The sequence below is a fragment of the Zwartia hollandica genome (genome assembly GCF_019923725.1).
Lineage (GTDB): Bacteria > Pseudomonadota > Gammaproteobacteria > Burkholderiales > Burkholderiaceae_B > Zwartia > Zwartia hollandica.
Map to the genome: position 1 here is coordinate 116,138 of NZ_JAHXRI010000004.1, position 23,696 is coordinate 139,833.

Here is a 23,696-nt window from a genome sequence, read left to right on the forward strand (position 1 = left end):
ACAAGCAAAGTCCCTGTTTTTATTGAGAATTATTGGAGTTTTACATGTCTGTTGAACGTACCCTATCAATTATCAAGCCTGACGCAGTTGCAAAGAACGTCGTCGGTCAAATTGTTGCCCGTTTTGAGTCCGCTGGCCTAAAAGTGATCGCCGCTCGCATGCTGCAGTTGTCGCGTGCCGATGCTGAGCGTTTTTACGCTGTCCACAGCGCACGTCCATTCTTCAAAGACTTGGTCGACTTCATGATTTCCGGTCCGGTTTTCGTCCAGGCACTTGAGGGCGAGAACGCGATTCAAAAAAATCGTGATCTGATGGGTGCAACGGATCCTAAGAAGGCCGACAAAGGCACCATTCGCGCTGACTTTGCAGACAGCATCGATGCGAACGCCGTTCACGGTTCCGATGCGCCTGAAACCGCGCGCGTTGAAATCGCGTTCTTCTTCCCTGAAATCAATATCCACAGCCGTTAATCCGGCTGCTTGGCTCGTGGCTTACCCTGCATGCACCCTGAACCGATCAATCTGCTTGGGCTCGACGCTTCGGCACTGACCCAGCTGGTCGGGCAGTGGGGGGGTAAGCCATTTCGCGCCCGCCAATTGCAAAAGTGGGTGCATCAGCGGGGCGCGAGTGATTTCGATCTGATGACCGACTTGGCACGTGACTTCCGTGCCCAGTTGTCTGAGTCTTGCATCGTCCAAGCACCTGGCGTGTTGACGCAGCACCGCTCAGCAGATGGCACCCGCAAATGGCTGTTCGATGTTGGCCAGGGCAATGCAATCGAATCTGTGTTTATTCCCGAAGATGACCGCGGCACACTGTGCATTTCGAGTCAGGCGGGGTGTAACGTTGCGTGTACGTTTTGCTCGACCGGTCACCAGGGCTTTAATCGTAACCTGACAGCCGCCGAGATCATCGGTCAGCTTTGGTGGGCCAGGCATGAGTTGATGCAAGACACGGCCTCTGCGCGTATTGGCACGCAAGAGGGCTCGGAAGACGCGCGCTTGATTAGCAACGTTGTGATGATGGGCATGGGCGAGCCTTTGCTTAATTACGAGCCGGTGCTGGCGGCGTTAAGGATGATGCTTGACGATAATGCCTATGGACTGTCGCGTCGGCGTGTGACTGTCTCTACATCGGGCGTGGTTCCGATGATGGATCGCTTGTCTCAGGACTGTCCGGTAGCGTTAGCGGTGTCCTTGCATGCGCCCAATGATGCGTTGCGTGACACGCTCGTGCCATTGAATAAAAAATATCCGCTCCAAGAGTTGCTCGCAGCCTGTGAGCGTTACCTAGAGTTTGCGCCGCGTGATTTCATCACCTTCGAGTACGTCATGTTGGATGGTGTGAATGACTTGGATCAGCATGCGCGCGAACTGATACAGATTGCTCGGCGGATTCATTGCAAGTTTAATTTGATCCCCTTTAATCCCTTTCCTGGCTCCGGGCTTCAGCGCTCGTCCGCTTTGCGTATTCGTGAGTTCGCGCAACAATTGATGGATGCTGGGATCGTCACGACGGTGCGCAAGACGCGCGGTGATGACATTGACGCTGCCTGCGGACAACTAGCGGGTGAAGTGAAAGATCGAACCAAACTAAGTGAAAGAATGGCGCATAAAAAAACAATTGCCATTAAGGAGAGCCGCGCATGAGTGCCGAGGATTTCGGAAGTCCGCTTCGTGTCGAGTCACCCTCTGTTCCGGCAGAGCGTGCAGCGACGACTGTGTCGTTGCGAGCAGTGCGTGTGTCCAAGGGACTATCCCTTGAGGACGTCGCTGCTAGATTGAAATTCCCAGCACGCTACATCGAGGCGCTTGAATCGGAGCGCTTTGCCGAACTCCCCAAAGGGTTGGGTCTAAAGAGCCTCATCAAAAATTACACAAAGTTGTTGGGTATTGACTCCAAACCACTTGAGGACACGTTGCGTGTTTACGTCGGAGAAGTTGAGGGCGGAATAGGTAACCACAATTCCACACGGACCTTGGAGAGCCAAACGACCCCCACACTGCGACCCTCGGCTTCTTGGTTTTGGTGGGTCCTTATCGCAGCCGTTGTACTTGTTGCCGCTGTAGTCGCTTTGAGCCACGATGTTTTGCCTGCTTCTTGGATCCCCGTTTGGCTAGAAGGGTGGTTGAAATGAGTACGTTTGACTTGGATTCTCAGCCAGGCGTTGTAAAGCGTCATCCCACCCGCACGGTAGCCGTGTCCTGGGGGGCGACTCGAACGCTAATCGGCGGGACGGCTCCTGTCTTGGTTCAGTCGATGACCAATACAGATACTGCCGACGCGATTGCGACCGCTATTCAAGTCAAGGAACTGGCACTCGCTGGCTCAGAAATTGTCCGTATCACTGTTAACACGCCTGAGGCGGCTAAAGAAGTGCCGGCTATACGCGAGCAACTCGACCGCATGGGTATATCGGTCCCGTTATGCGGCGATTTTCACTATAACGGCCACAAGCTACTGACACAGTTTCCAGAATGCGCGCAGGCTCTGTCGAAATACCGAATCAATCCCGGCAATATGGGGGGTGGTAAGCGCCGCGATGACAATTTTGCCCAGATGATCGAGGTTGCATGCCGGCATCAAAAGCCTGTCCGCATCGGCGTAAACTGGGGCAGCCTCGATCACGAGTTGCTTGCGCGCATGATGGATGAAAACAGCAAGCTTGCCAAGCCCCGCGATGCACAAGCTGTGATGCGTGATGCCTTGGTTGTTTCTGCGATTAGTAACGCACAACGCGCTGAAGAACTTGGATTGCCTGGCGACGCCATCATCTTGTCTTGTAAGGTAAGCCATGTACAAGATCTGATCGCGGTCTACCGAGACCTCGCTTCGCGTTGCGATTATCCATTACATCTTGGCTTGACTGAAGCCGGAATGGGTAGCAAAGGAATTGTGGCCTCGACGGCCGCATTAAGCGTCCTGTTGCAAGAAGGGATTGGCGACACGATTCGTATTTCCCTGACTCCAGAACCCGGCGGGGATCGCACGCGCGAGGTTGTCGTCGGTCAGGAAATATTGCAGACGATGGGACTCAGGGCTTTTACCCCAATGGTGATTGCGTGCCCTGGCTGTGGCCGAACCAGCAGCACGGTGTTCCAGGAATTAGCTGATCGTATTCAAACGTACTTGCGCGACCAGATGCCAAGCTGGAGAAAGCAATATCCTGGCGTTGAGGCGATGAATGTCGCGGTCATGGGGTGTGTGGTGAACGGGCCCGGTGAGAGTCGTCATGCCGATATTGGTATCAGTTTGCCCGGAACCGGCGAAGTACCTGCGGCGCCAGTCTTTGTTGATGGTGAGCGTACCGTGACCCTGAAGGGCGATCATATCGCCGAAGAATTCCAAGTGATTGTTCAAGAGTATGTCGCACGTCGTTACGGTTCAGCACGCGCGGCGACGAGTACTAACTGAATTTATTTATGACACAAGCGTTTACAAAAGTTACGGCCATTCGTGGCATGAATGATGCACTGCCTGGGGTTGGTGCACGCTGGGAATCGCTCGAGGAGTATGTGCGCGCCTGGATGCGTGCCTATGGGTATCGCAACATGCGTACTCCTATCCTTGAGCACACGCGGCTTTTCACGCGCGGCATAGGCGAAGTGACCGATATCGTCGAAAAAGAGATGTACAGCTTTACCGATGCGCTTAATGGCGAGTCGCTGACAATGCGCCCTGAATTCACCGCAGGCATGGTGCGCGCAACCATTGAACATAATCTCATCTATGACCGTCCCCAGCGTGTCTATGCGATGGGGCCTGTCTTTAGGCACGAGCGTCCTCAACGGGGGCGTTACCGTCAGTTTCATCAAATTGACGTTGAAGCGCTTGGTTTGGCTGGTCCCGATATCGACGCTGAGATGATTGTTATGGTGGCACGCTTGTGGTCCTCGTTGGGAATACAGGATGTCAAGCTCGAACTGAACTCTTTGGGGCAAACTCAGGAACGTGCGGCCCACCGTGCAGCTTTGGTTCAGCACTTAGAGGCACACAAAGACGTACTAGACGAAGACGGCCTGCGTCGCATGTATACAAACCCTTTGCGTGTGTTGGATACAAAAAATCCTGCAATGCAGGCGATGGCAGATGCCGCGCCCAAGTTGTTTGATTTCCTTGGCGACGAGTCGCGTGCGCACTTCGAGGGCGTTTGTGCACGTTTGCAGGACGCAGGGATTGCTTACCGAATTAACCCACGCATGGTGCGAGGGTTGGATTATTACAACCTAACGGTCTTTGAGTGGGTGACAGATAAGCTGGGCGCGCAAGCTACCATATGTGGCGGTGGGCGTTACGACGGCTTGATTGAACTCGTCGGTGGTAAGCCCGCCCCAGCGGTAGGTTTTGCAATCGGCATGGAGCGTTTGTTGGACTTATGGGGGCAGTATCAACCTGAAACGTCGCAAAGTGAATGCGAGGTCTATTTTGTGCATCAAGGGGAGTCGGCACAGCGTCGCGCTGCCGTTCTGGCTGAAGCGCTGCGTGACGCTGGAATTTCAACGATCGTACACGCGGGTGCAGGGAGCTTTAAGGCGCAATTCAAGCGGGCTGATACAAGCGGTGCGGCGATTGCGGTTATTCTTGGGGATGACGAGTTGGCGGCAGGCGTGGCGTCAGTCAAGATGTTGCGCGCCCAGGGTACAAACGCACCGACAGAACAGCAACAAGTGTCACTGGATAATTTAGTGGCTTTTTTGAAAGAGAAGGTTAAATAAGTATGGCTTACGATCTTGACGAACAAGAACAACTAGACCAGCTCAAGGCTTGGTGGAACAAATATGGCACGTTGGTCGTGACCTTGCTGGTTATCGCGACTGCCGTTGCCGGAAGCTGGCGCGGATGGCAGTGGTACGAGGGCAATCAAGCCGTGCAGGCCCGAGGCTATTTCGAGGCGCTTGAAGAGGCTGGCCGCCAAAAAGGGGATGAGTCGGTTGCGCGTATCAATGCAGCGATGCAAACTTTACGTGCGGATTATGCTGGCACTGATTATGCTGCGCGCGGCGCACTCGTTGCTGCTTCGTCACTGGCCGAGCGTAATGACTTGGTCGCGGCACGCTCACAGCTTGAATGGTTGGTGAAGTCCAAACATGCAGCGCTGGTGCCCGTGGCTAAACTACGATTGGCCGGTTTGCTGTTTGAACAAAAAGAGTTCGATGCGGCCATGGCGCAGTTGACAGACCCCGCTGCCTCTTTTGCAGGACTTTACGCCGATAGACGTGGTGACATCCTGGCCGCACAAGGGAAAAGCGCTGAGGCGCGTAGCGCCTGGAATCAGGCGATTGAGTTGCTAGGAGCGATCAATCCTTTGACCCCGATTGTCAAGCTCAAGTTAGATGCGCTAGGAGCCTAAGATGAATTTTTCGTTCACAACTCGTTTGGTTCGTTTGGGTGCCGCAGCGTGCTTTTTTGCAGCGTTGACTGGATGTGCCCTCATTACCGGCGATGATGGACGATACAAGCCCTCAGTGCTGACAACGTATCCGGCTGGGCTTGCTGTCCAGGTCGGGTGGAAGATACAAGTTGGCAGCGGTTCGGGAATTGGCTTTGCTCCAGCCATTGTTGGTTCCGCAGTGTACGGCGCTGCGAGCAATGGTGCTGTAGGCAAATATGACCTAAGTAATGGTAGCGTTCTCTGGACGACGAAGCTCGACCTGCGTCTGACTGCTGGGGTGGGTAGTGATGGAAAAACTACGGCGGTCGTCGCGCGGGATGGCACAGTGATTGCGCTGGATGACACAGGTGCTGTGAAATGGCGCTCCAAGGCCACAAGCGATGTGTCGGTGCCGCCCGTGGTTGGTTACGGTGTTGTAGTGGTACGCAGCGGTGACTATCGGATTCAGGCTTTCAATGCAGAGACGGGCGATCGCATCTGGAATGTCCAACGTCCTGGTCCGGCACTGGCTCTGCGTGCCCCGGCGCGAATTGCTTTGTTTGATGGTTTGATTATCACTGGAATTCCCGGCGGCAAGTTGATCGCGATTAATGCCGTGTCAGGAGATGTGCAGTGGGAAGGTATTGTTGCTTCGCCTAAAGGAGCAACGGACCTAGAGCGCGTCAATGACGTCGTTGGCTTGCCCGTTATTGCACCCCCAATTTTGTGTGCCGTTGCCTTTCAAGGTCGTATTCTGTGTTTCGATTTGGCCTCTGGAGGCCGTCCCATCTGGAGCAAGAACTTTTCTAGTGCGGTCGGTCTAACAATAGACGCCAATCAGGCTTACAGCCCAAGTCAATCTGATGCGGTATCTGCTTTTGCGTTGAAAGATGGAAAGTTGAACTGGACGCAAGATGCGTTGCGTTATCGGCAGTTAACAAGCCCCGCTGTATTCGGCAGTGCGGTGGCTGTCGGTGATTACGATGGGTATGTACATTTCATGGCTGCGGATGATGGACGTTTACTCGCCCGCATAGCCGTTGGGGGAGGCAAGATTAGCGCTCCTCTGATCGCGACACCGCAGGGTGTGCTCGTTAAGACCGGCGACGGTTCTCTTGTTTTGATTGTGTTGAAATAAATATTGTGTCTGTAAAACCTGTCGTTGCCCTTGTAGGACGCCCGAATGTTGGAAAGTCGACACTATTTAATCGGCTCACGCGTTCGCGTTCGGCGTTGGTTGCCGACTTTTCTGGTTTGACCCGCGACCGTCATTACGGGGAAGGTCGCGTTGGGGATACGCCGTTTATCGTGGTCGATACCGGTGGTTTTGAGCCAGTTGCGAAGTCAGGGATCTTGCACCAAATGGCACGCCAGACCAAGCAGGCGATTGCAGAAGCTGATGTCGTTGTGTTTTTGGTGGATGCCCGTGCCGGTTTGAATGCACACGACCACGATATTGCGCGCCTCTTGCGTAAGCTCGGACAAAAAGTTGTCCTGTGCGTCAATAAAGCGGAGGGGATGCAACATGGCAGCGCCGTAGCGGAGTTTCACGAGCTGGGGCTTGGATTGCCTTGCCCTATCTCAGCCGCCCATGGGGATGGCATTGCAGATTTGATTGAACACGCTCTTGAGGGACTCGGCGAGAAAGTTGAGGACGAGGTTTATGAGGCTGATGAGACTGAGCCAAGTCCTGATGCGTTAGCGAGTGATACGGCTGATGCGATAGAACCTGTTATTCATCACCGCATTAAGCTAGCAATTGTGGGTAGGCCCAACGTTGGAAAGTCCACCTTGATCAACACACTGCTCGGTGAAGAGCGGGTGATTGCGTTTGACATGCCTGGAACCACACGTGATGCGATCGAGATTGAGTTCGATCGTGGTGGCAAACAGTACACGCTGATTGATACGGCCGGTCTGCGCAAGCGTGGCAAGGTCTTTGAGGCGATCGAAAAATTTTCAGTGATTAAAACACTGCAAGCAATCGAAGCGAGTAATGTCGTGCTCTTGATGATTGACGCTCAGCAGGAAGTATCTGAGCAGGATGCGCACATCGCAGGTTTTATTCTCGAGACTGGGCGTGCGCTAGTGGTTGCAATTAACAAATGGGATGGGCTCGATTCTGAGCATCGTGAACGCATCCAACGCGAGTTCGATCGTAAGTTACGATTTCTTTCTTTTGCACGCGTGCATACCATTTCGGCCTTGCGCGGTCAGGGGATTAATACCGTTTTGCGCTCGGTGAACGCCGCGCATGCCGCCGCGTTCACCAAGTTGTCAACGCCGCGCCTGACACGTGAGTTACAAGCTGCGATTGAGCAACAACCACCACCCCGTAGAGGTATCTTCCGCCCCAAAATGCGCTATGCGCACCAGGGTGGGCAGAATCCTCCTCTCATCATCATCCACGGTAATGCGCTTGATGCGATCTCGGATTCTTATCGGCGCTATCTTGAAGGGCGCTTTCGAGATGCCTTCGAATTAGCTGGTACACCTTTGCGTATTGAATTCAAGTCGTCGTACAACCCTTACGCTGATAATTAATGTTAACGCGCTAACAGCGAGCCCTTATGAGTCGTTTCTGGAATAGCCTAGTATCCAAGTTAGAGCCCTATGTGCCCGGTGAACAACCGCGCGTTCAAAATCTGATTAAGCTCAATACAAACGAGCATCCCTATGGGCCATCGCCTAAGGTATTGGCGGCTATCGCTGGGCAAACCAATGACAACCTGCGTTTGTATCCCGATCCTACGGCGCAAGAACTGCGCGAGGTTATTGCGAGACGTTTTGGTTTGACTGCCGCGCATGTGTTTGTCGGCAACGGATCGGATGAAGTGTTAGGTCATGCGTTTCATGCCCTACTCAAGCATGAAGCGCCGATTTTGTTTCCGGACATCACCTATAGTTTTTATCCGGTGTATTGCGGACTCTATGAGATTGCTTATAAGGCCATTGCTCTGGATGAGGAATTTAAAATTCGGGTGCAAGACTATCTACCCGATGGGCAAGCAAAAGCGGGTGGGATTATTTTTCCAAATCCTAATGCACCCACTGGGATTGCCCAGCCTCTGACCCAGATCGAACGCGTGATAGCGGGTAACCCGGATATTGTGGTGGTGGTGGACGAGGCTTACGTTGACTTCGGTGCGCAAACTGCGGCGGGACTCATCGCCCGCTACCCTAACTTGCTTGTCGTGCACACCATGTCCAAAGCCTACTCACTTGCTGGTTTGCGCGTAGGATTTGCACTTGGACATCCTGATCTGATTCAGGGTCTAGACAGAGTTAAGAATAGCTTTAACTCATACCCACTTGATCGACTTGCGCTAGCTGGGGCACAGGCGGCAGTGGAGGATCAGATTTACTTTGAACAGGCGCGCGATGCGGTGGTACGCAGCCGAGAAGCACTCACGCGCGATTTACAAAGCTTGGGCTTCGTGGTGTTGCCCTCGGCGGCAAACTTTATTTTTGTACGCCATCCGGCGCATACTGGTGAATCGTTGGCGAGTGCCTTGCGGGCCCGTCATATTCTCGTGAGACATTTCAAGCTTCCGCGCATCTCGAATCATCTGCGTATCACGATCGGAACAGATGAGCAGTGCAATCAATTGGTAGCTGCTTGTCGAGAAATATTAAAGTAATTTATTAAAATATAATTATAAGTTATTGATTTAAATATATATTAATCATGTAAAGTGTAAGTGAGCTTTAGTGAGTATATTTAGTAATAATTTGTGTATGTCACTAGCATCCCGAGGGAAAACCCTGTAGAGTATTACTTAAGATTTCGTCGCACAACGCAGCTTAGGTGAGGCGTAGTCGCTAACAACAATATAAGGAGCCTGCCAATGAGCAACAAAGGGCAAACTTTGCAAGATCCCTTCTTGAACGCTTTGCGTAAAGAGCACATCCCAGTGTCTATATATCTGGTGAATGGGATCAAACTCCAGGGTCAGGTCGAGTCCTTCGACCAGTACGTTGTTCTACTGCGCAACACGGTAACCCAAATGGTGTACAAGCACGCAATCTCGACAGTAGTACCTGCACGCGCTGTCAGTCTGCCCACAGAGGGCGTTGGCGAAACTGCTGCTGAATAACTCGTCCGGAGTCAGCGCATGCGTGCGTTGATTGTTAGCGTCGACCTTGGTTCGCCAGATTATCAGGCACATGCACAAGAGTTCGAAATGTTGGCGACTGGTGCCGGGGCTGTGCTCGTCGGTACGCTTAAGGCTCGGCGTCAGCGTCCTGACGCAGCCTACTTCATTGGGTCGGGCAAGGTGCAGGAAGGTGTCCTGCTTGCCGAACAGGGCGAAGCTGAAGTGGTCTTGTTTGACCAGCCTTTGTCTCCGGCCCAGCAGCGCAACCTAGAGCGGCAATTTAATTTGCGTGTGGTTGATCGCGTCGCTCTAATTTTGGATATTTTTGCACTGCGTGCCAAAAGCCATGAGGGAAAGCTTCAAGTCGAGCTTGCTCAGTTACAGCACCTGTCTACACGATTGACGCGAATGTGGTCCCACCTCGAGCGTCAGCGCGGTGGCATCGGAATGCGAGGTCCGGGCGAATCCCAGCTCGAGATGGATCGCCGGATGATCGGCGCCAAAGTGCGGGTATTACGCGAGCGACTCGAACGTGTCCAGAGGCAACGCACCACACAGCGTCGCTCTCGTGCTCGCGGTGCGACACTTTCTGTATCGTTGGTGGGTTACACCAACGCAGGTAAATCAACGTTATTTAATGCGATGACGCGAGCAGGTGCTTATGCCGCGGACCAGCTCTTTGCCACGCTTGACACGACAACGCGACGCGTATGGATTGAGGGGGCAGGGCAAATTACCCTCTCGGATACTGTGGGCTTTATTCGCGATTTACCCACTACACTGATCGCCGCTTTTAGAGCAACGCTCGAAGAAGCCATTCACGCGGACTTATTGCTGCATATTGTTGATGCCGCAAGCCCTCAGCGCGATGAGCAGATTCACGAAGTGAACAAGGTTTTAAGGGAGATCGGCGCAGCGGATATCCCTTGTATCTTGGTCTACAACAAGATCGACCTGGTAGGGCTTGAGCCGCGGGTCGAGCAAGATGAGCATGGTACGATTTGCCGTGTGTTTTTAAGTGCCCAGCAACGCGACGGCCTAGGTGGCTTACGCGAAGCAATCAGTCAATTTGCTTTACTTTCGGATAACAATGCGATTTCTAACCAGAATATTCAACCTGAATGATCCCGGCTGGGGCCGTGGCCAGAATGGTGGGGGCAATGAGCCTCCCAAAGACGGGAATCAGCCGCCCCGTCGTCCGTCACAACAAAATGGCCCCCCAGACTTGGACCAAGTTTGGCGAGATTTCAGTGAGCGTTTGGGCGGTTTGTTTGGTCGCAAACAAGGTGGCGGCAATCGAGCTCCTTCGCAGGGACCGAGCGGCCCAACGCCTCGCCAATCTAAAATTGGTCTGGGTGTAATCGCTGCTGCTGCGTTGGCCTTGTGGTTGGCGAGCGGCTTTTTTATTGTTCAGGAAGGTCAGGTCGCGGTCTTGACCCAGTTCGGTAAATACAAGTCGACGGCCTTGGCTGGCTTCCAATGGCGTATGCCTTTCCCGATTCAGGCTCACGAAATCGTCAATCTGTCCCAGTTGCGGACGTTCGAAGTGGGTTTTCGCAGCACGGCGCGCAATCGTGTGTTGCCCGAATCTTTGATGTTGACTGATGACGAGAACATTGTTGATGTTCAATTCGTTGTGCAATATCGTCTGCGTGCTGACGGCGCGCCAGACTATCTCTTTAAGACCAAAGATCCAGACGAGTCGGTGCGTCAAGCCGCACAGACCGCAATGCGGGAAGTTGTAGGTAAACGTCCGATGGATGTTGTCCTTTACGAGGGACGTACTGCTGTTGCAGTGGATGTACAAAAGCTGATGCAACAGATCCTAGATCGTTACGAAACGGGTGTTCAAGTTAGTAGCGTGGCCATCCAAAACGTACAGCCACCGGAGCAGGTTCAAGCGGCATTTGATGACGCGGTGAAAGCAGGGCAAGATCGCGAACGTCAGATCAACGAAGGGCAAGCCTATCGTAATCAAATCGTTCCGATGGCTGCCGGACAATCTTCACGGATGCTTGAGCAAGCAGAAGGCTACCGTGCACGTATCGTCGGTAATGCGGTGGGTGACGCTGCACGCTTTACAAGCGTCTTAGCGGAATACAAAAAATCGCCTTTGGTGATTCGTGAACGTATGTATCTGGAGACGATGCAACAGATGTACACCAGTGCAAGCAAAATATTGGTGGATACCAAGGGGTCGACCAACATGCTTTATTTGCCGCTGGATAAGTTGGCTCAGCAAGCGGCACAGGGCGCAGCGCGTCCCGTGACAGCGCCTTCGATGCCGTCTACCGCTCCGGTTATGCCACCACCTTTTGTTCCGCCCGCTCCCGCACAGCGTCCGGCGGCGCAAGGTCCCACCAACACACTGACGCGTGATCGCGGCAGTCGCTAAGCAGAGGATCGATCATGAATAGATTACTTCCCCTGTTGATCGCTTTAGTTATTGCGGTCGTCGCTTTTTCCTCGTCGGTGTTTGTCGTGCGCGAACGCGACTACGCTCTGGTGTTTGCATTAGGTGAGGTCAAGAGAGTTATTTCTGAGCCTGGTCTCTATTTCAAACTGCCACCGCCTCTTCAAAATGTGGTTACTCTTGATAAGCGTTTGTTGACGATCGACTTGCAAGAAGCCGAGCGGATTCAAACCTCGGAAAAGAAGAACCTTCTTATCGATTCGTTTGTGAAGTGGCGCGTTGTGGATCCGAGGTTGTATTACGTGACCTTCGGTGGCAATGAGCGCGCAGCGCGTGAGCGTCTGCAGGCGCAGATCCGCGACGCATTGAACGCTTCGGTCAACGTGCGCACGGTGAAAGATGTGGTTTCATTAGAGCGTGATGTCATCATGCAAGAAGTGCTCACCAACGTAGCAAAACGTGCCGAAGGGCTGGGGGTACAGATCGTAGACGTGCGCCTCAAGCGTATTGAGTTTGCGCCAGAAATTGCTGAGTCCGTGTATCGGCGGATGGAGTCTGAGCGAATTCGAGTCGCTAACGAGCAACGTTCAATTGGTGCAGCCGAGGGCGAAAAAATCCGTGCTGAAGCGGATCGTCAGCGTGAGCAGATTGTCGCTGAAGCGTACGGTCGCGCTCAAGCCATCATGGGCGAGGGCGATGCCCAAGCTGCAGGGATTTACGCAAAAGCCTATGGCGAAGATCTTGGCTTCTACAGCTTTTACAAGAGCTTAGAGGGTTACAAAGCATCTTTTGGTAAGCCTGGTGATGTCTTGGTCGTTGACCCGAGCTCCGACTTTTTCAAGTACTTAAAGTCATCTTCGGGTAAGTAGAAAAGGGGGCTTTAGCCCCCTTTTCGTTTGTCCAAACAGAGCGCACATAATAGGTATAATGCGCTGTAAGCTTTATCGATTGTTCTGGCGGCTTGCCGGGCTTACGCCCCAAGCCGCTTTTGTTTGGGTATTCGTTTTATGAAAGGCAATTGGTTGCTGCCCGAAAGTCTGGCTGATATGTTGCCAGCCGAGGCACGACGCATCGAAGACCTGCGACGCATACTACTTGACTCGTTCCGTACCTACGGCTTCGAGCTGGTCGCGCCGCCCTTGGTCGAATACATTGAGTCGCTGCTTTCCGGCACGGGCAGCGACCTGAATCTGCGCACCAGCAAGTTGGTGGACCAGTTATCTGGTCGCACCTTAGGGATCCGCGCAGATATGACACCGCAAGTCACTCGCATTGATGCCCATTTGCTCAATCGGTTAGGCGTCACGCGCTTGTGTTACTGCGGCCCCGTGTTACATGCTCGTCCCGCCGGCTTGCTCGCAAACCGTGAGCTGCTCCAGATCGGGGCTGAGATATACGGCCACGCTGGGTTCGAGGCGGACCTCGAGATTATTCATTTAGCGCTTGATAGCGTGCGGTTGGCCGGAGTCCAGACTTTGCGCCTTGATCTTTGTCATGCAGGTCTGGTGCGCAGTTTGATTGAAACAGATCCTAAGGCTGTGTCTCGTGCGGACGAGATCATGGCGTTGCTGCGTGATAAAGACCTACCTGGGTTGACACAGTTAGGTACGGGCAGCGACGCCTTATTGCCCGCAACGGTTGGGGCATTGGTCCGTTTGCCTCAGCTCTATGGCGATTTAACGGTGCTTGAGCGCGCGCGCAAAGAGCTTCCGCGTTTGCCTGGTGTTGTTGCGGCGCTAGACACACTCGAGCACCTGCTGGGTGCGCTCGATGATGTATCTGTCGGTATTGATCTGGCGGATGTAGGCACATATGGCTATCACTCGGGCGTAACTTTTTCCGTTTATGCACAAGGCTGGCACGATGCGATCGTACAAGGCGGACGTTACGACGACGTGAGCCGCGCCTTTGGACGCGCACGTCCCGCAACGGGCTTTAGTCTGGATCTACGAAAGCTTGTAGATGGTTTGGTACCTGCGCGCCCAGCACCAGCAATTCGTGCGCCGGCAGGACAAGATGCAGCATTGCGACAGGCTATTTACGCTCTGCGCCAGACTGGCAATATTGTCGTTCAGGTCTTTCCTGGCGAGGTTGCTACGCATGATGAATTTATGTTTGACCGACAGCTTGTCTTGCTCGATGGTCAATGGGTTGTGCAACAGGTTTTATAGGCCCCGAGGCCATTCACTGCATAGCTTTGCGGTGAACTCTCGGTGAGAACGTTAGTTCAAAACTTAACTGATTTTTCTTTGTGATATGAGCAAGAACATCGTAGTGATCGGCACCCAATGGGGTGACGAAGGCAAGGGCAAAATTGTTGACTGGTTGGCTGAGTCAGCGCACGGAGTCGTGCGCTTTCAAGGTGGTCACAATGCTGGGCATACGCTATGGGTGAATGGCAAGAAGACTATTCTGCGCCTCATCCCATCGGGCATCATGCATCCCTCGGTCACCTGCTACATCGGTAACGGTGTTGTGCTGTCCCCCGAAGCACTGCTCAAAGAAATCGCCGAGCTCGAAGCAGCTGGCTTAGATGTGCGATCGCGTTTAAAGATTTCCGAAGCATGTCCTTTGATTCTGCCCTATCACGTTGCCCTCGATCAGGCCCGCGAGGCGCGTCGTGGTGATGCAAAGATTGGGACGACTGGTCGCGGCATCGGACCCGCCTACGAGGATAAGGTCGCACGGCGTGCGTTGCGTGTGCAGGATTTGTTCGATCCCGTCGGGTTCCGCGCAAAAGTCGAAGAAGTGCTTGATTTGCACAACTTTGTTCTGACGCAGTATCTTGGTGCTAAGGCTGTGGCGATTGATGAGGTTGTTGACCAAGCCATGGCGTTGGCGCCTGCTATTGCACCGATGGTGGGTGACGTCAGCAGTGCTTTGTTTGCTGCCCAGCAGGCCGGGAAAAATCTGTTGTTTGAAGGTGCGCAAGGTGCTTTGCTTGACGTAGATCACGGCACTTATCCCTACGTCACCAGCAGCAACTGTATTGCCGGGGCAGCCGCGGCCGGTGCGGGTGTAGGCCCTCAAACCTTGAACTATGTACTCGGCATTACAAAGGCCTACGCAACGCGCGTGGGCTCGGGGCCTTTTCCGACTGAGTTATTGGATGAGACCGGTGCGCGCCTTGCGAGTGTGGGTAAAGAGTTCGGTTCAGTTACGGGTCGCCCCCGTCGCTGTGGTTGGTTTGATGGTGCGGCGCTTAAACGTTCAGTTCGATTGAATGGTATTTCTGGCTTGTGTATTACCAAGCTTGATGTACTGGACGGCTTGCCAGTATTGAAGATGGGCGTTGGGTACGAGTTGGACGGTGAGCCATGTGATGTGCTGCCTTATGGTGCAGCAGCGGTTGCGCGTGCTAAGCCTATTCTCGAAGAGATGCCCGGCTGGACAGAGTCCACTGTAGGGGTGACACAGTTTGATAAGCTTCCTCTTAACGCGCAACGTTACTTGAACAGAATGTCCGAGGTCTGTGGCGTGCCGATCGATATGGTTTCGACAGGGCCCGATCGAAACGAAACCATTTTGTTGCGTCATCCTTTTAAGTCCTGATGAGCTCAGCCGAACAAAGCAACACCGACCTGTGGGTGGATTGGGATCAGTATCATCGTTTGATCGAGCAGTTGATCGTCCAGGTACACCAGTCTGGCTGGGAGTTCGATCAGATCCTCTGTCTGGCGCGCGGTGGGATGCGCGTTGGGGATATTTTCTCGCGTGTATTTGATCGACCTCTGGCGACACTCGCTACGAGCAGCTACCGGGAAGAGGCGGGTACGAAGCAAGGTAGTCTGGCCATAGCGCCTTTTGTGACGATGGCGAATGGAACCTTGACTGGCCGGATTTTGATCGTTGATGATATGGTCGATTCTGGGCAAACCTTCGATCTGATCCGAGCACACTTGTTACGAACCTATCCGTCGATCACCGAATTGCGCTCTGCCGTGCTTTGGTACAAAGCGCACTCGGTGGTTACACCTGATTATTTTGTGCAAAAACTGGACCATAATCCCTGGATTCATCAGCCCTTTGAGGCCTATGACGAGATGGATGTGCAGGATTTAGTCAAAAAGTGGTCTTAACCCCTGCGAAATTAGCGGTTTCATGCTATGATGACAGGCTATTTTGCTGTTTAACCGTTGTTATTTTTACGTCAAGCATCCTATGCCTATCGTTCGTCTGAAAGAAAACGAGCCCTTCGAAGCCGCACTGCGTCGCTTCAAGCGCACCATCGAAAAAACCGGTCTGTTGACTGAGTTGCGTGCTCGCGAGTTCTACGAAAAACCCACTGCTGAGCGCAAGCGCAAGCAGGCTGCAGCCGTTAAGCGTCATTACAAGCGCATCCGCAGCCAGCAATTGCCTCCGCGCATGTACTAATCCTCGGCGCAGCTCTTGCGCCGATCACGTATGGTCTGATCGTTGATCCCAGATTCCTTTATCCAGGATCTCCTTAACCGCGTTGACGTCGCGGATGTGGTCGGACGGTATGTTCAGTTAAAGAAAGGCGGTATTAACCTTCTCGGTTTGTGCCCCTTTCATAACGAAAAATCCCCTTCATTTACTGTTAGCCCAACTAAGCAGTTCTATCACTGTTTCGGTTGCGGAGCCCATGGTAGTGCCATCACGTTCTTGATGGAACACACGGGCGCGAGTTTTCCTGAGGCGGTGCGCACACTTGCGGGCGCCATCGGGATGACGGTACCTGAAGAAAATCGCAGCCCTGGTCAGCAGGCTGCAACGGCCCGTCGGCGTGAAGAGGTGTCCCAACACACTAAAGCGCTCGATGCCGCCCAAAAGCATTATCTGGCTCAACTTCGTGACAGCCCCGCGGCCATTCGCTATCTCAAACAGCGCGGTCTGACTGGAATCATCGCGAAAGAGTTTGGGCTAGGGTGGGCGAGTGCTGATCGGCAGGCCTTGTCAAAGGTTTTTCCCCACTACGACGATCCAATCCTTGTCGAGTCCGGTCTTGTGATCGAGTCAGAAGACGGTCGGCGTTATGACCGCTTCCGCGAACGTGTCATGTTTCCGATTCGTAACGTGAAGGGCGAGATTGTTGGATTTGGCGGACGCATTATCGGAAAAGGTGAGCCCAAGTACCTTAACTCCCCTGAGACCCCGGTTTTTTCTAAGGGTAATGAGCTCTACGGTCTGTTTGAGGCCCGTGCTGCGATCCGCTCTGAAGGGGCGGTGATCGTCGTTGAGGGCTATATGGATGTGGTTGGGCTTGCCCAGCTTGGTGTGCGGAATGCGGTGGCCACCTTGGGTACGGCCACGACACCCACGCATATTCAGAAGTTATTGCGCGCAAGCGACAAAATAATATTTAGTTTTGATGGTGACTCTGCTGGTAAGCGTGCCGCCTGGCGCGCCTTGCAGGCATGTCTTCCCTTGCTGCGTGATGATATTTCTATCCGGTTTTTATTTTTACCAACAGAGCACGATCCAGATAGTTATATCCGGGAATTTGGCGAAGAAGCGTTTCGTGCTTGCCTCAAGGAATCGGATGCGTTGTCGACGTTCTTTCTGAATGAGTTGGCCTCGCGGCATTCGGTTAAAGAGGTGGAGGGGCGTTCGGCGCTGGTGCATGAGGCGCGCCCACTGCTTGCGCAGGTGCCGGCTATAACGCTCAAAATTCAATTGCAGAACGAACTGGCGCGGCTGGTGCAACTGACGCCGGAAGAGTTGGCTCAGTTAATGGCCCAGCTGCCGCCCCCTACGATGGCCGGCTTGCCCGATGCGGGTGGGGCACGTTTTGGCTCTGACCGCACAGGCTACCCGACAGGGAATCGCAACCCAGAGCAAGAAGCGGCACGTGGGCAGGACCCTGCTGAGGCGGGTGCCTATCGGGGTGAGCCCCTTGGTGGGCGCGAGTCCTTCGGTGGGCGTTCAAACGCTCGGCAACGAGGGGGCCCTGCGGTTGGAACCAGCAGGCGTTCAGTGACACCGCTTGCTCGGCGATTGCTGCGCTTGTTTTTGACGCACCCGGAGCTGATTGATGATTTAGGCGAGCAACAGCTTGAGATTCTCCATCGAGGCCCCAACTTAGAGATGGTACGAGAGTTAATCGTGTTGGCTCAGGCCACTGGAGCGCGCCACGTGGGGGCTCTCATACAAGTGGCAGACCCAGGGGCTGATCTTGGTGTGTTGCTGGCGTCGGTTGCGGCCGACTTGATGGCTCAGGAAACCTTGCCCAACCCTCAGGCAGAATGGGAAGATGCAGTCCGCCGTATCGAATTAGAGAGTTTGAAGGCTGAGCAAGAGGCATTAATTGCACAAGGTTTAAATAATTTGCAATCTCAGCAAAATTATCAGGAACTTTCTGGACGCATCTCCCGTCTAATAAAGGTAATCGAATCAGTGAAGGCTAGCTGATTCGGTTAAAATCAAAGGCTTTCTCGGCACATCTCACAGACAACTCAGACAAGAGCAATCATGACTCAGCACGTTGGCAAAAAAACATCTCTGGCAGCCGCAAAGCCTAAACCCAAAGCGGCCGTCAAGCCAGCGGCAAAAAAGCCCGCAGCAAAAGCGGCGAAACCTGTGCCGAAGTCGTCAGCCAAATCCCCCAAGGCAAGCAAGCCCGCGGCAAAGCCAGTGGCCAAGCCCAGTAAGGGGACTGCTGCCAAACCGAATAAACCAGCGGCTAAGCCCTCAGCGGCAAAGCCTGTTTCAAAAACGGCAAAACCTGCCGCTAAATCAGTTAAGGATTCAATGAAGTCGGCTTCACCCAGCAAATCAAAACCCGTTGCGCCCAAAGCACCTGCCGCCAAGACGCCTGTAAAGGTCGGCGTTGCAAAAGCAGCATCCAAAGCCCCAGCTAAAACACCCGCCAAAACACCGGCTCCTGTCGCAAAAACTGCGGCAGTCAAAACTGCAGTTAAGCCCGTTGCAAAAGCAGTCGCGAAGGACTCCCCAAAAGTTGAACCAAAAGTGGTCGATGCCAAGCCGGTAGCAAAACCCGCTGCCGGTAAGACCGCGGTTGCCAAACCTGCGCCCGATCGTGTCGCGCCTGCCGCCCCTGTATCCGCTAAGGCTCCCGGCAAAGTTGATGTGTCCAAGCCTGCTCCGGCACCGGACGATGGTTCGCCCCCCGCCAAGAAAGCGGGACGCCCGCCCGGCGGTACAGGACGGCGTCCAGGACGTCCTTCCAAAAATCCGAATAACGGGGATGGTGACTTCGGTGATGCCGGTGATGGTGAGCACGAAGTTGAAGTTATTCCAGACATCAAGCCTGTCAAGCGCGGTAAACGCGGTAAAGGCGATGCGAAGGACCTGATTGCACGTGGTCCCGTTACGCCTGAAGAATACGAGGCACGTCGTAATCGTCTCAAGCTTTTGATCAAGCTCGGTAAAGATCGTGGTTACCTCACTTATGGCGAGATTAACGATCACCTGCCAGACGATCTGGTCGATGCAGAAGCTATCGATGGCATTATCAGCACGTTTGGCGATATGGGCATTGCCGTGTATGACCAAGCCCCTGATGCAGAAACACTGTTGCTAGGTGAGAACGCACCGGTTGCCACCTCCGACGATGATGTCGAAGACGAAGCCGAAGCTGCGCTCACCACAGTGGATTCCGACTTTGGTCGTACGACTGACCCTGTTCGTATGTATATGCGAGAGATGGGCACTGTCGAACTCTTGACACGTGAAGGCGAAATTGAAATCGCCAAGCGTATTGAGGGTGGCTTAAAAGATATGGTCAAAGCGATCTCGACATGTCCCACCACAATCAACGAGATCTTGAACCACGTGCAGCGCGTGCGCGAAGCACAGGCTCAGATTGATGAAGTCGTAGACGGTCTGGTCGATGACGACGGCGCAGAATACGCCGGTGCAGGTGTCTCTGACGAAGCCGATGAAGATGGTCCAGCAGGTGGGATGAGCAGTAAACAGCTCGAAGATCTGCGCATCAAAGGCCTGGCCAAGTTTGAGACCGTCGCGACCCATTTCGTGAAGATGCGCGCAGCCTACGAGAAAGACGGCTACCGCTCCAAGCCTTACATGGCTGCGCAGGAAATCATTCAGAATGAATTGATGGGCATTCGCTTTACCGCCAAAATGGTTGAGCGTTTGGCTGATACCTTGCGCCAGCAGGTTGAAGAGGTTCGCAAGATTGAACGTGCTGTACTGCACACCTGCGTTGACCGCGCCGGTATGCCACGTACCCACTTCATTAAAGTGTTCCCAGGTAACGAAACAAATCTTGAGTGGGTCTTGGGCGAGATCGCTGCTGAGGCAGAGTACGCCCATACGCTCAAGCGTCATGTCCCTGCGGTTCAGGAGCTCCAGCAAAAGTTGATCGACTTGCAGGTGAGGGTGGTATTGCCACTCAAAGACCTGAAAGACGTCAACAAGAAAATGGCAACCGGCGAAGCGAAGGCACGTAAAGCTAAGCGCGAAATGACGGAAGCCAACTTGCGTTTGGTGATCTCGATTGCTAAAAAATACACAAACCGCGGTCTGCAGTTCTTGGATCTGATTCAAGAAGGCAACATCGGTTTGATGAAGGCGGTCGATAAGTTCGAATACCGCCGTGGTTACAAGTTCTCAACGTATGCAACATGGTGGATTCGTCAGGCCATCACGCGCTCGATCGCTGATCAGGCCCGCACGATCCGTATCCCTGTGCACATGATCGAGACGATTAACAAGATGAACCGTATCAGTCGTCAGATTTTGCAGGAGACAGGTGCTGAGCCGGATCCCGCAACACTGGCCTCCAAGATGGACATGCCTGAAGACAAGATCCGCAAGATCTTGAAGATCGCAAAAGAGCCGATTTCGATGGAAACACCGATTGGCGATGATGACGATTCACATTTAGGTGATTTCATTGAGGACTTGGCGACCCTGGCGCCCGCCGATGCGGCTCTGCATGGTTCGATGCGCGATGTGGTCAAAGAAGTCCTCGACTCCTTGACGCCACGCGAAGCGAAAGTGTTGCGCATGCGTTTCGGTATCGAGATGAGCACTGATCAGACCTTGGAAGAGGTAGGTAAGCAGTTTGACGTGACCCGTGAGCGCATACGCCAAATAGAGGCTAAAGCGTTACGTAAGCTGCGTCATCCAAGCCGCTCTGATAAATTGAAGAGTTTTCTCGAAGGGCAATAAGTCCTTCGATTAAAGCCCCCCTAGCTCATGCTTGGTTAGAGCAGCGGACTCATAATCCGTTGGTGCCGTGTTCGACTCACGGGGGGGGCACCAGTACACAAAGGCTCACAGCGATGTGGGCCTTTTTTATTGATATCGACACATTGGATCGTTAGGCAGTGGATGAATTTAAGCATCAGCACTTGACAGACATAAAATAAGTGGATATCTTTTAGATATCTAATAGTGAGGATCCTATGCCTGCACGTGCCATGACCAACCAAATTGCCTTTCGTTATCGAAGTGTCGATAGCGCAACTGGTATTACGCGAGAAACAGCTAAACGCCTGGCCGAGCAACTTGGAGTTGATGAGACACAGGCAATCCATAGGGCGTTGCATGACTTGGCGGTCAAACTGCTGCCTCAGTACGAGGCCGATGATGGGTCTTTGACAAGCGCTCAGGTCCGTCAGATCAAAAAGAGTGTGCCGCAGGGTGTTAAGCGTTCGGTACGCTCAAGCCTGTTTGACAGCGAGGCTGCATGACAGTGGCTTGGTGGCCAGAGCCAACGGCCGGTGATATCGTGTGGTGCCATTTTCCAGACAACATCAATCCCAAGCCCAAACCTCGGCCTGCACTGATTCTTAAAGTATTTGATGACGAGACGCCGCAGTTTCACGTAAGCGTTGCGTACGGTACGAGTCAGCGGACCACGACTCTTTATGGCGGTGAGTTTTCGATTTTGAGAGAGCGTAATCCTACGGCTTATCAAACAGCCGGGTTGAGCTACGACACCAAGTTCAATTTGAAGCAAGCGATCGATCTACCGTACAACACGGACTGGTTCTCGGTACCACCCGCAGCACCCCAGGGGCAGATACCCAATCTCGGTACGTTGCATGCTTCGCTCGTGCCGGCGGTTCAGGCTGCTTACCGCGCAGCAAGAGCCTGAGTCTGCTTAGACTCTCGCATGAAGGCATTACAGTTTGCCCTTTAAACTGTCTTACAACTCATTAATTTATCGGAAATTTTCATGACTTCAATCCCCGTTACCGTTGCAGAGTACGTTGTTAACCGTTTGGCGGATCTAGGTATCGATCGGGTCTTTGGGGTTCCGGGCGATTATTCGTTTCCCTTTGATGATGCCATTGAGGCGTGCGAGCGCCTGCAGTGGATTGTTTGTGCCAATGAGTTAAACGCTGCGTATGCGGCGGATGGCTATGCAAGGATCAATGGGGTGTCGATTTTGTCTACCACCTATGGGGTAGGCGAGCTCAGTGCTTTGAATGGTGTGATGGGAGCCCGGGCACAGCGTTTGCCAGTTTTCCATATTGTTGGCGCACCGAGTACGCAAATTCAAAGACAAGGTTTGATTACGCATCACACCTTAGGTGACGGCGTATTTAATAACTTCAAGGCTGCCTCTGAAGCTGCCTGTTGTGTCTCGGCCAATCTGACTCCCGACAACGTGATTGAAGAGATGGAGCGTGTCATTCGTGAAGCCTTGCGTTTAAGTGCTCCAGCCTATATTTCAGTTCCCATGGATTTGGGGAAAATGCCCATCATCGGCAAGCCAGTCAAAGGTGTGTCTCTATCGCAAATCAAAAGGACCCATAGCGATCCGGCGGTATTGGCTGCTGCCATTGATTTTGTTATCAACAAACTGCAGGCAAGCAAGAACACCATCGCGTTGCCCACGCAGTTTGTGACCAATTACGGGTTAACAACTGCTTTGCTAAATTTTCTGAATACCTCAAATCTCCCTTTTGCCACCACTCCGATGGACAAGGGTGTTTTGTCCGAGTCACATCCAGGCTACTTGGGCATCTATAGCGGGATGGGTTCCAGCCCAGTAGATTTGAAAGCGACGGTTGAAGGTGCAGAGCTGGTGCTGGATATTGGTGGTGTGGTGTTTGAAGATTTCAACACGACGTTTTGGACTGACAATATCGCCTCGACAAAATTGATCGTCTTGGGCGATCAGTTCGTTCGCATGGGCAGCACTATTTTCACAGGTGTTACCTTGGGTGACATGCTCGAAGGTTTAACTAAGCGTGTGAGTGCTAGGCCTAACTTGTCCGTCAAGTCTTCCCAGTCTGTCATGCCAATCGTCGGTGCAGATACCGATCCAACATCATCAGATAATTTCTATCCTCGCTTACAAAGCCTGTTGAAGTCGGGCGACGTCTTAGTTGTCGAGACGGGCACCTGCATTATGTATACCACCCCCATGTTATTGCCTGACGGAGTGGGTTTTCAAACGCAGACCTTATGGGGTTCTATTGGTTGGGCGACGCCGGCAGCAGAGGGCGTCTGCATGGCTAATAAAAATGGTAGAACGATTCTGGTGACAGGCGATGGGTCTCATCAGTTAACCGCAAATGAAATCGGTGTGATGGGGCGCTATGGGATTAAGCCGATCATTTTTGTGTTGAATAACAATATTTTTGGCGTCGAGAACGTGCTCAGCGAAATAGGGCCTTCTTACGATGAATTGGCAAAGTGGAAGTATGCACAGATCCCCGCTGCAATGGGTTGCGATACTTGGTTTGCTGCAAGGGTGAGCACAGTGGCGGAGCTAGACGCTGCAATCAAAAAAGCTAATACGTATGACGGGGCCTCGTACATTGAGGTGATGATTCCGGCTTCAGAGAGTCAGCCCATACCTTTAAACGTTCAAAATCAAATTTATAAAACTAATATTCCAGGAAAGTCATAA

The 23,696-nt window shown here is 53.1% G+C and carries 23 protein-coding genes and 1 tRNA gene; 23 read left to right on the forward strand and 1 reads right to left on the reverse strand.

Annotated features, from left to right (window positions below; genetic code table 11):
• The first annotated feature begins 44 nt into the window (after nucleotides 1-44).
• The 18 genes from ndk to dnaG all read left to right on the forward strand — a co-directional run bounded on the left by ndk (nucleotide 45) and on the right by dnaG (nucleotide 18,253).
• On the forward strand, nucleotides 45-470 hold the full coding sequence (gene ndk, locus KZZ10_RS02560) for a nucleoside-diphosphate kinase (protein WP_259659936.1): 426 nt from the start codon (nucleotides 45-47) through the stop codon (nucleotides 468-470).
• 30 nt (nucleotides 471-500) lie between these two features.
• Nucleotides 501-1,649 (forward strand): dual-specificity RNA methyltransferase RlmN, encoded by a 1,149-nt coding sequence (rlmN, locus tag KZZ10_RS02565; protein WP_259659937.1) that lies wholly within the window; start codon nucleotides 501-503, stop codon nucleotides 1,647-1,649.
• Nucleotides 1,646-2,137 (forward strand): helix-turn-helix domain-containing protein, encoded by a 492-nt coding sequence (locus KZZ10_RS02570; protein ID WP_259659938.1) that lies wholly within the window; start codon nucleotides 1,646-1,648, stop codon nucleotides 2,135-2,137. Before rlmN ends, KZZ10_RS02570 begins: the two co-directional genes overlap by 4 nt.
• A complete protein-coding gene (gene ispG / locus KZZ10_RS02575; protein ID WP_259659939.1) occupies nucleotides 2,134-3,414 on the forward strand; it encodes a flavodoxin-dependent (E)-4-hydroxy-3-methylbut-2-enyl-diphosphate synthase in 1,281 nt (426 codons plus the stop codon). The genes KZZ10_RS02570 and ispG overlap by 4 nt, the downstream gene beginning before the upstream one ends.
• 8 nt (nucleotides 3,415-3,422) lie before the next feature.
• Nucleotides 3,423-4,715, forward strand: coding sequence for a histidine--tRNA ligase (hisS, locus tag KZZ10_RS02580; RefSeq protein WP_259659940.1), 1,293 nt, complete (start codon nucleotides 3,423-3,425; stop codon nucleotides 4,713-4,715).
• Between the two features lie 2 nt (nucleotides 4,716-4,717).
• Nucleotides 4,718-5,350: a YfgM family protein gene (locus KZZ10_RS02585; protein ID WP_259659941.1), complete on the forward strand. Its 633-nt coding sequence runs from the start codon at nucleotides 4,718-4,720 to the stop codon at nucleotides 5,348-5,350.
• Nucleotide 5,351: 1 nt separating this feature from the next.
• A complete protein-coding gene (gene bamB, locus KZZ10_RS02590; protein ID WP_259659942.1) occupies nucleotides 5,352-6,509 on the forward strand; it encodes an outer membrane protein assembly factor BamB in 1,158 nt (385 codons plus the stop codon).
• 5 nt (nucleotides 6,510-6,514) lie between these two features.
• Nucleotides 6,515-7,915: a ribosome biogenesis GTPase Der gene (der, locus tag KZZ10_RS02595; RefSeq protein ID WP_259659943.1), complete on the forward strand. Its 1,401-nt coding sequence runs from the start codon at nucleotides 6,515-6,517 to the stop codon at nucleotides 7,913-7,915.
• 26 nt (nucleotides 7,916-7,941) lie between these two features.
• Nucleotides 7,942-9,012 (forward strand): histidinol-phosphate transaminase, encoded by a 1,071-nt coding sequence (hisC, locus tag KZZ10_RS02600; RefSeq protein WP_259659944.1) that lies wholly within the window; start codon nucleotides 7,942-7,944, stop codon nucleotides 9,010-9,012.
• A gap of 207 nt (nucleotides 9,013-9,219) precedes the next feature.
• Nucleotides 9,220-9,468 (forward strand): RNA chaperone Hfq, encoded by a 249-nt coding sequence (gene hfq / locus KZZ10_RS02605; RefSeq protein WP_259659945.1) that lies wholly within the window; start codon nucleotides 9,220-9,222, stop codon nucleotides 9,466-9,468.
• A gap of 18 nt (nucleotides 9,469-9,486) precedes the next feature.
• A complete protein-coding gene (gene hflX / locus KZZ10_RS02610; protein WP_259659946.1) occupies nucleotides 9,487-10,593 on the forward strand; it encodes a GTPase HflX in 1,107 nt (368 codons plus the stop codon).
• Nucleotides 10,559-11,863, forward strand: coding sequence for an FtsH protease activity modulator HflK (gene hflK / locus KZZ10_RS02615; RefSeq protein WP_259659947.1), 1,305 nt, complete (start codon nucleotides 10,559-10,561; stop codon nucleotides 11,861-11,863). Before hflX ends, hflK begins: the two co-directional genes overlap by 35 nt.
• A 14-nt stretch (nucleotides 11,864-11,877) precedes the next feature.
• Nucleotides 11,878-12,750, forward strand: coding sequence for a protease modulator HflC (gene hflC / locus KZZ10_RS02620; protein WP_259659948.1), 873 nt, complete (start codon nucleotides 11,878-11,880; stop codon nucleotides 12,748-12,750).
• 138 nt (nucleotides 12,751-12,888) lie between these two features.
• Nucleotides 12,889-14,052, forward strand: coding sequence for an ATP phosphoribosyltransferase regulatory subunit (locus KZZ10_RS02625; protein ID WP_259659949.1), 1,164 nt, complete (start codon nucleotides 12,889-12,891; stop codon nucleotides 14,050-14,052).
• An 85-nt stretch (nucleotides 14,053-14,137) separates the two neighbouring features.
• Entirely contained in the window at nucleotides 14,138-15,433 is a 1,296-nt protein-coding gene (locus tag KZZ10_RS02630; protein WP_259659950.1) for an adenylosuccinate synthase, read from the forward strand.
• A complete protein-coding gene (locus KZZ10_RS02635; RefSeq protein WP_259659951.1) occupies nucleotides 15,433-15,960 on the forward strand; it encodes a phosphoribosyltransferase in 528 nt (175 codons plus the stop codon). The genes KZZ10_RS02630 and KZZ10_RS02635 overlap by 1 nt, the downstream gene beginning before the upstream one ends.
• 82 nt (nucleotides 15,961-16,042) lie before the next feature.
• Nucleotides 16,043-16,255 (forward strand): 30S ribosomal protein S21, encoded by a 213-nt coding sequence (gene rpsU, locus KZZ10_RS02640; protein ID WP_028817338.1) that lies wholly within the window; start codon nucleotides 16,043-16,045, stop codon nucleotides 16,253-16,255.
• Between the two features lie 42 nt (nucleotides 16,256-16,297).
• Complete coding sequence (gene dnaG, locus KZZ10_RS02645; protein ID WP_259659952.1) at nucleotides 16,298-18,253, forward strand: DNA primase; 1,956 nt, start codon at nucleotides 16,298-16,300, stop codon at nucleotides 18,251-18,253.
• Between the two features lie 65 nt (nucleotides 18,254-18,318).
• Here dnaG and KZZ10_RS02650 read toward each other — a convergent pair whose 3' ends face one another.
• Nucleotides 18,319-18,615: a hypothetical protein gene (locus tag KZZ10_RS02650; RefSeq protein ID WP_259659953.1), complete on the reverse strand. Its 297-nt coding sequence runs from the start codon at nucleotides 18,613-18,615 to the stop codon at nucleotides 18,319-18,321.
• Between KZZ10_RS02650 and rpoD the strand changes: the two genes are divergently transcribed.
• From rpoD to KZZ10_RS02675, 5 genes are all read left to right on the forward strand, one after another.
• A complete protein-coding gene (gene rpoD, locus KZZ10_RS02655) occupies nucleotides 18,593-20,998 on the forward strand; it encodes an RNA polymerase sigma factor RpoD (RefSeq protein ID WP_259659954.1) in 2,406 nt (801 codons plus the stop codon). The two genes, KZZ10_RS02650 and rpoD, sit on opposite strands and share 23 nt — an antisense overlap.
• A gap of 14 nt (nucleotides 20,999-21,012) precedes the next feature.
• Nucleotides 21,013-21,091: transfer RNA gene (locus KZZ10_RS02660), tRNA-Ile, on the forward strand.
• Between the two features lie 143 nt (nucleotides 21,092-21,234).
• Entirely contained in the window at nucleotides 21,235-21,522 is a 288-nt protein-coding gene (locus tag KZZ10_RS02665) for a hypothetical protein (RefSeq protein WP_259659955.1), read from the forward strand.
• Nucleotides 21,519-21,929, forward strand: coding sequence for a putative type II toxin-antitoxin system PemK/MazF family toxin (locus KZZ10_RS02670; protein ID WP_259659956.1), 411 nt, complete (start codon nucleotides 21,519-21,521; stop codon nucleotides 21,927-21,929). Before KZZ10_RS02665 ends, KZZ10_RS02670 begins: the two co-directional genes overlap by 4 nt.
• 81 nt (nucleotides 21,930-22,010) lie before the next feature.
• Nucleotides 22,011-23,696: an alpha-keto acid decarboxylase family protein gene (locus tag KZZ10_RS02675; RefSeq protein WP_259659957.1), complete on the forward strand. Its 1,686-nt coding sequence runs from the start codon at nucleotides 22,011-22,013 to the stop codon at nucleotides 23,694-23,696.

Excerpts from the sequence above, each read along its gene's own strand:
- KZZ10_RS02570 (WP_259659938.1), top strand. The coding sequence starts at position 1,646 with ATGAGTGCCGAGGATTTCGGAAGTCCGCTTCGTGTCGAGTCACCCTCT.
- KZZ10_RS02675 (WP_259659957.1), top strand. The coding sequence starts at position 22,011 with ATGACTTCAATCCCCGTTACCGTTGCAGAGTACGTTGTTAACCGTTTG.
- hisS (WP_259659940.1), top strand. The coding sequence starts at position 3,423 with ATGACACAAGCGTTTACAAAAGTTACGGCCATTCGTGGCATGAATGAT.
- hisC (WP_259659944.1), top strand. The coding sequence starts at position 7,942 with ATGAGTCGTTTCTGGAATAGCCTAGTATCCAAGTTAGAGCCCTATGTG.
- hflK (WP_259659947.1), top strand. The coding sequence starts at position 10,559 with ATGCGATTTCTAACCAGAATATTCAACCTGAATGATCCCGGCTGGGGC.
- hflC (WP_259659948.1), top strand. The coding sequence starts at position 11,878 with ATGAATAGATTACTTCCCCTGTTGATCGCTTTAGTTATTGCGGTCGTC.
- KZZ10_RS02625 (WP_259659949.1), top strand. The coding sequence starts at position 12,889 with ATGAAAGGCAATTGGTTGCTGCCCGAAAGTCTGGCTGATATGTTGCCA.
- KZZ10_RS02665 (WP_259659955.1), top strand. The coding sequence starts at position 21,235 with ATGCCTGCACGTGCCATGACCAACCAAATTGCCTTTCGTTATCGAAGT.
- hflX (WP_259659946.1), top strand. The coding sequence starts at position 9,487 with ATGCGTGCGTTGATTGTTAGCGTCGACCTTGGTTCGCCAGATTATCAG.
- hfq (WP_259659945.1), top strand. The coding sequence starts at position 9,220 with ATGAGCAACAAAGGGCAAACTTTGCAAGATCCCTTCTTGAACGCTTTG.
- ispG (WP_259659939.1), top strand. The coding sequence starts at position 2,134 with ATGAGTACGTTTGACTTGGATTCTCAGCCAGGCGTTGTAAAGCGTCAT.
- KZZ10_RS02585 (WP_259659941.1), top strand. The coding sequence starts at position 4,718 with ATGGCTTACGATCTTGACGAACAAGAACAACTAGACCAGCTCAAGGCT.
- KZZ10_RS02630 (WP_259659950.1), top strand. The coding sequence starts at position 14,138 with ATGAGCAAGAACATCGTAGTGATCGGCACCCAATGGGGTGACGAAGGC.
- ndk (WP_259659936.1), top strand. The coding sequence starts at position 45 with ATGTCTGTTGAACGTACCCTATCAATTATCAAGCCTGACGCAGTTGCA.
- bamB (WP_259659942.1), top strand. The coding sequence starts at position 5,352 with ATGAATTTTTCGTTCACAACTCGTTTGGTTCGTTTGGGTGCCGCAGCG.
- rpoD (WP_259659954.1), top strand. The coding sequence starts at position 18,593 with ATGAAGTCGGCTTCACCCAGCAAATCAAAACCCGTTGCGCCCAAAGCA.
- KZZ10_RS02670 (WP_259659956.1), top strand. The coding sequence starts at position 21,519 with ATGACAGTGGCTTGGTGGCCAGAGCCAACGGCCGGTGATATCGTGTGG.
- KZZ10_RS02635 (WP_259659951.1), top strand. The coding sequence starts at position 15,433 with ATGAGCTCAGCCGAACAAAGCAACACCGACCTGTGGGTGGATTGGGAT.
- rpsU (WP_028817338.1), top strand. The coding sequence starts at position 16,043 with ATGCCTATCGTTCGTCTGAAAGAAAACGAGCCCTTCGAAGCCGCACTG.
- rlmN (WP_259659937.1), top strand. The coding sequence starts at position 501 with ATGCACCCTGAACCGATCAATCTGCTTGGGCTCGACGCTTCGGCACTG.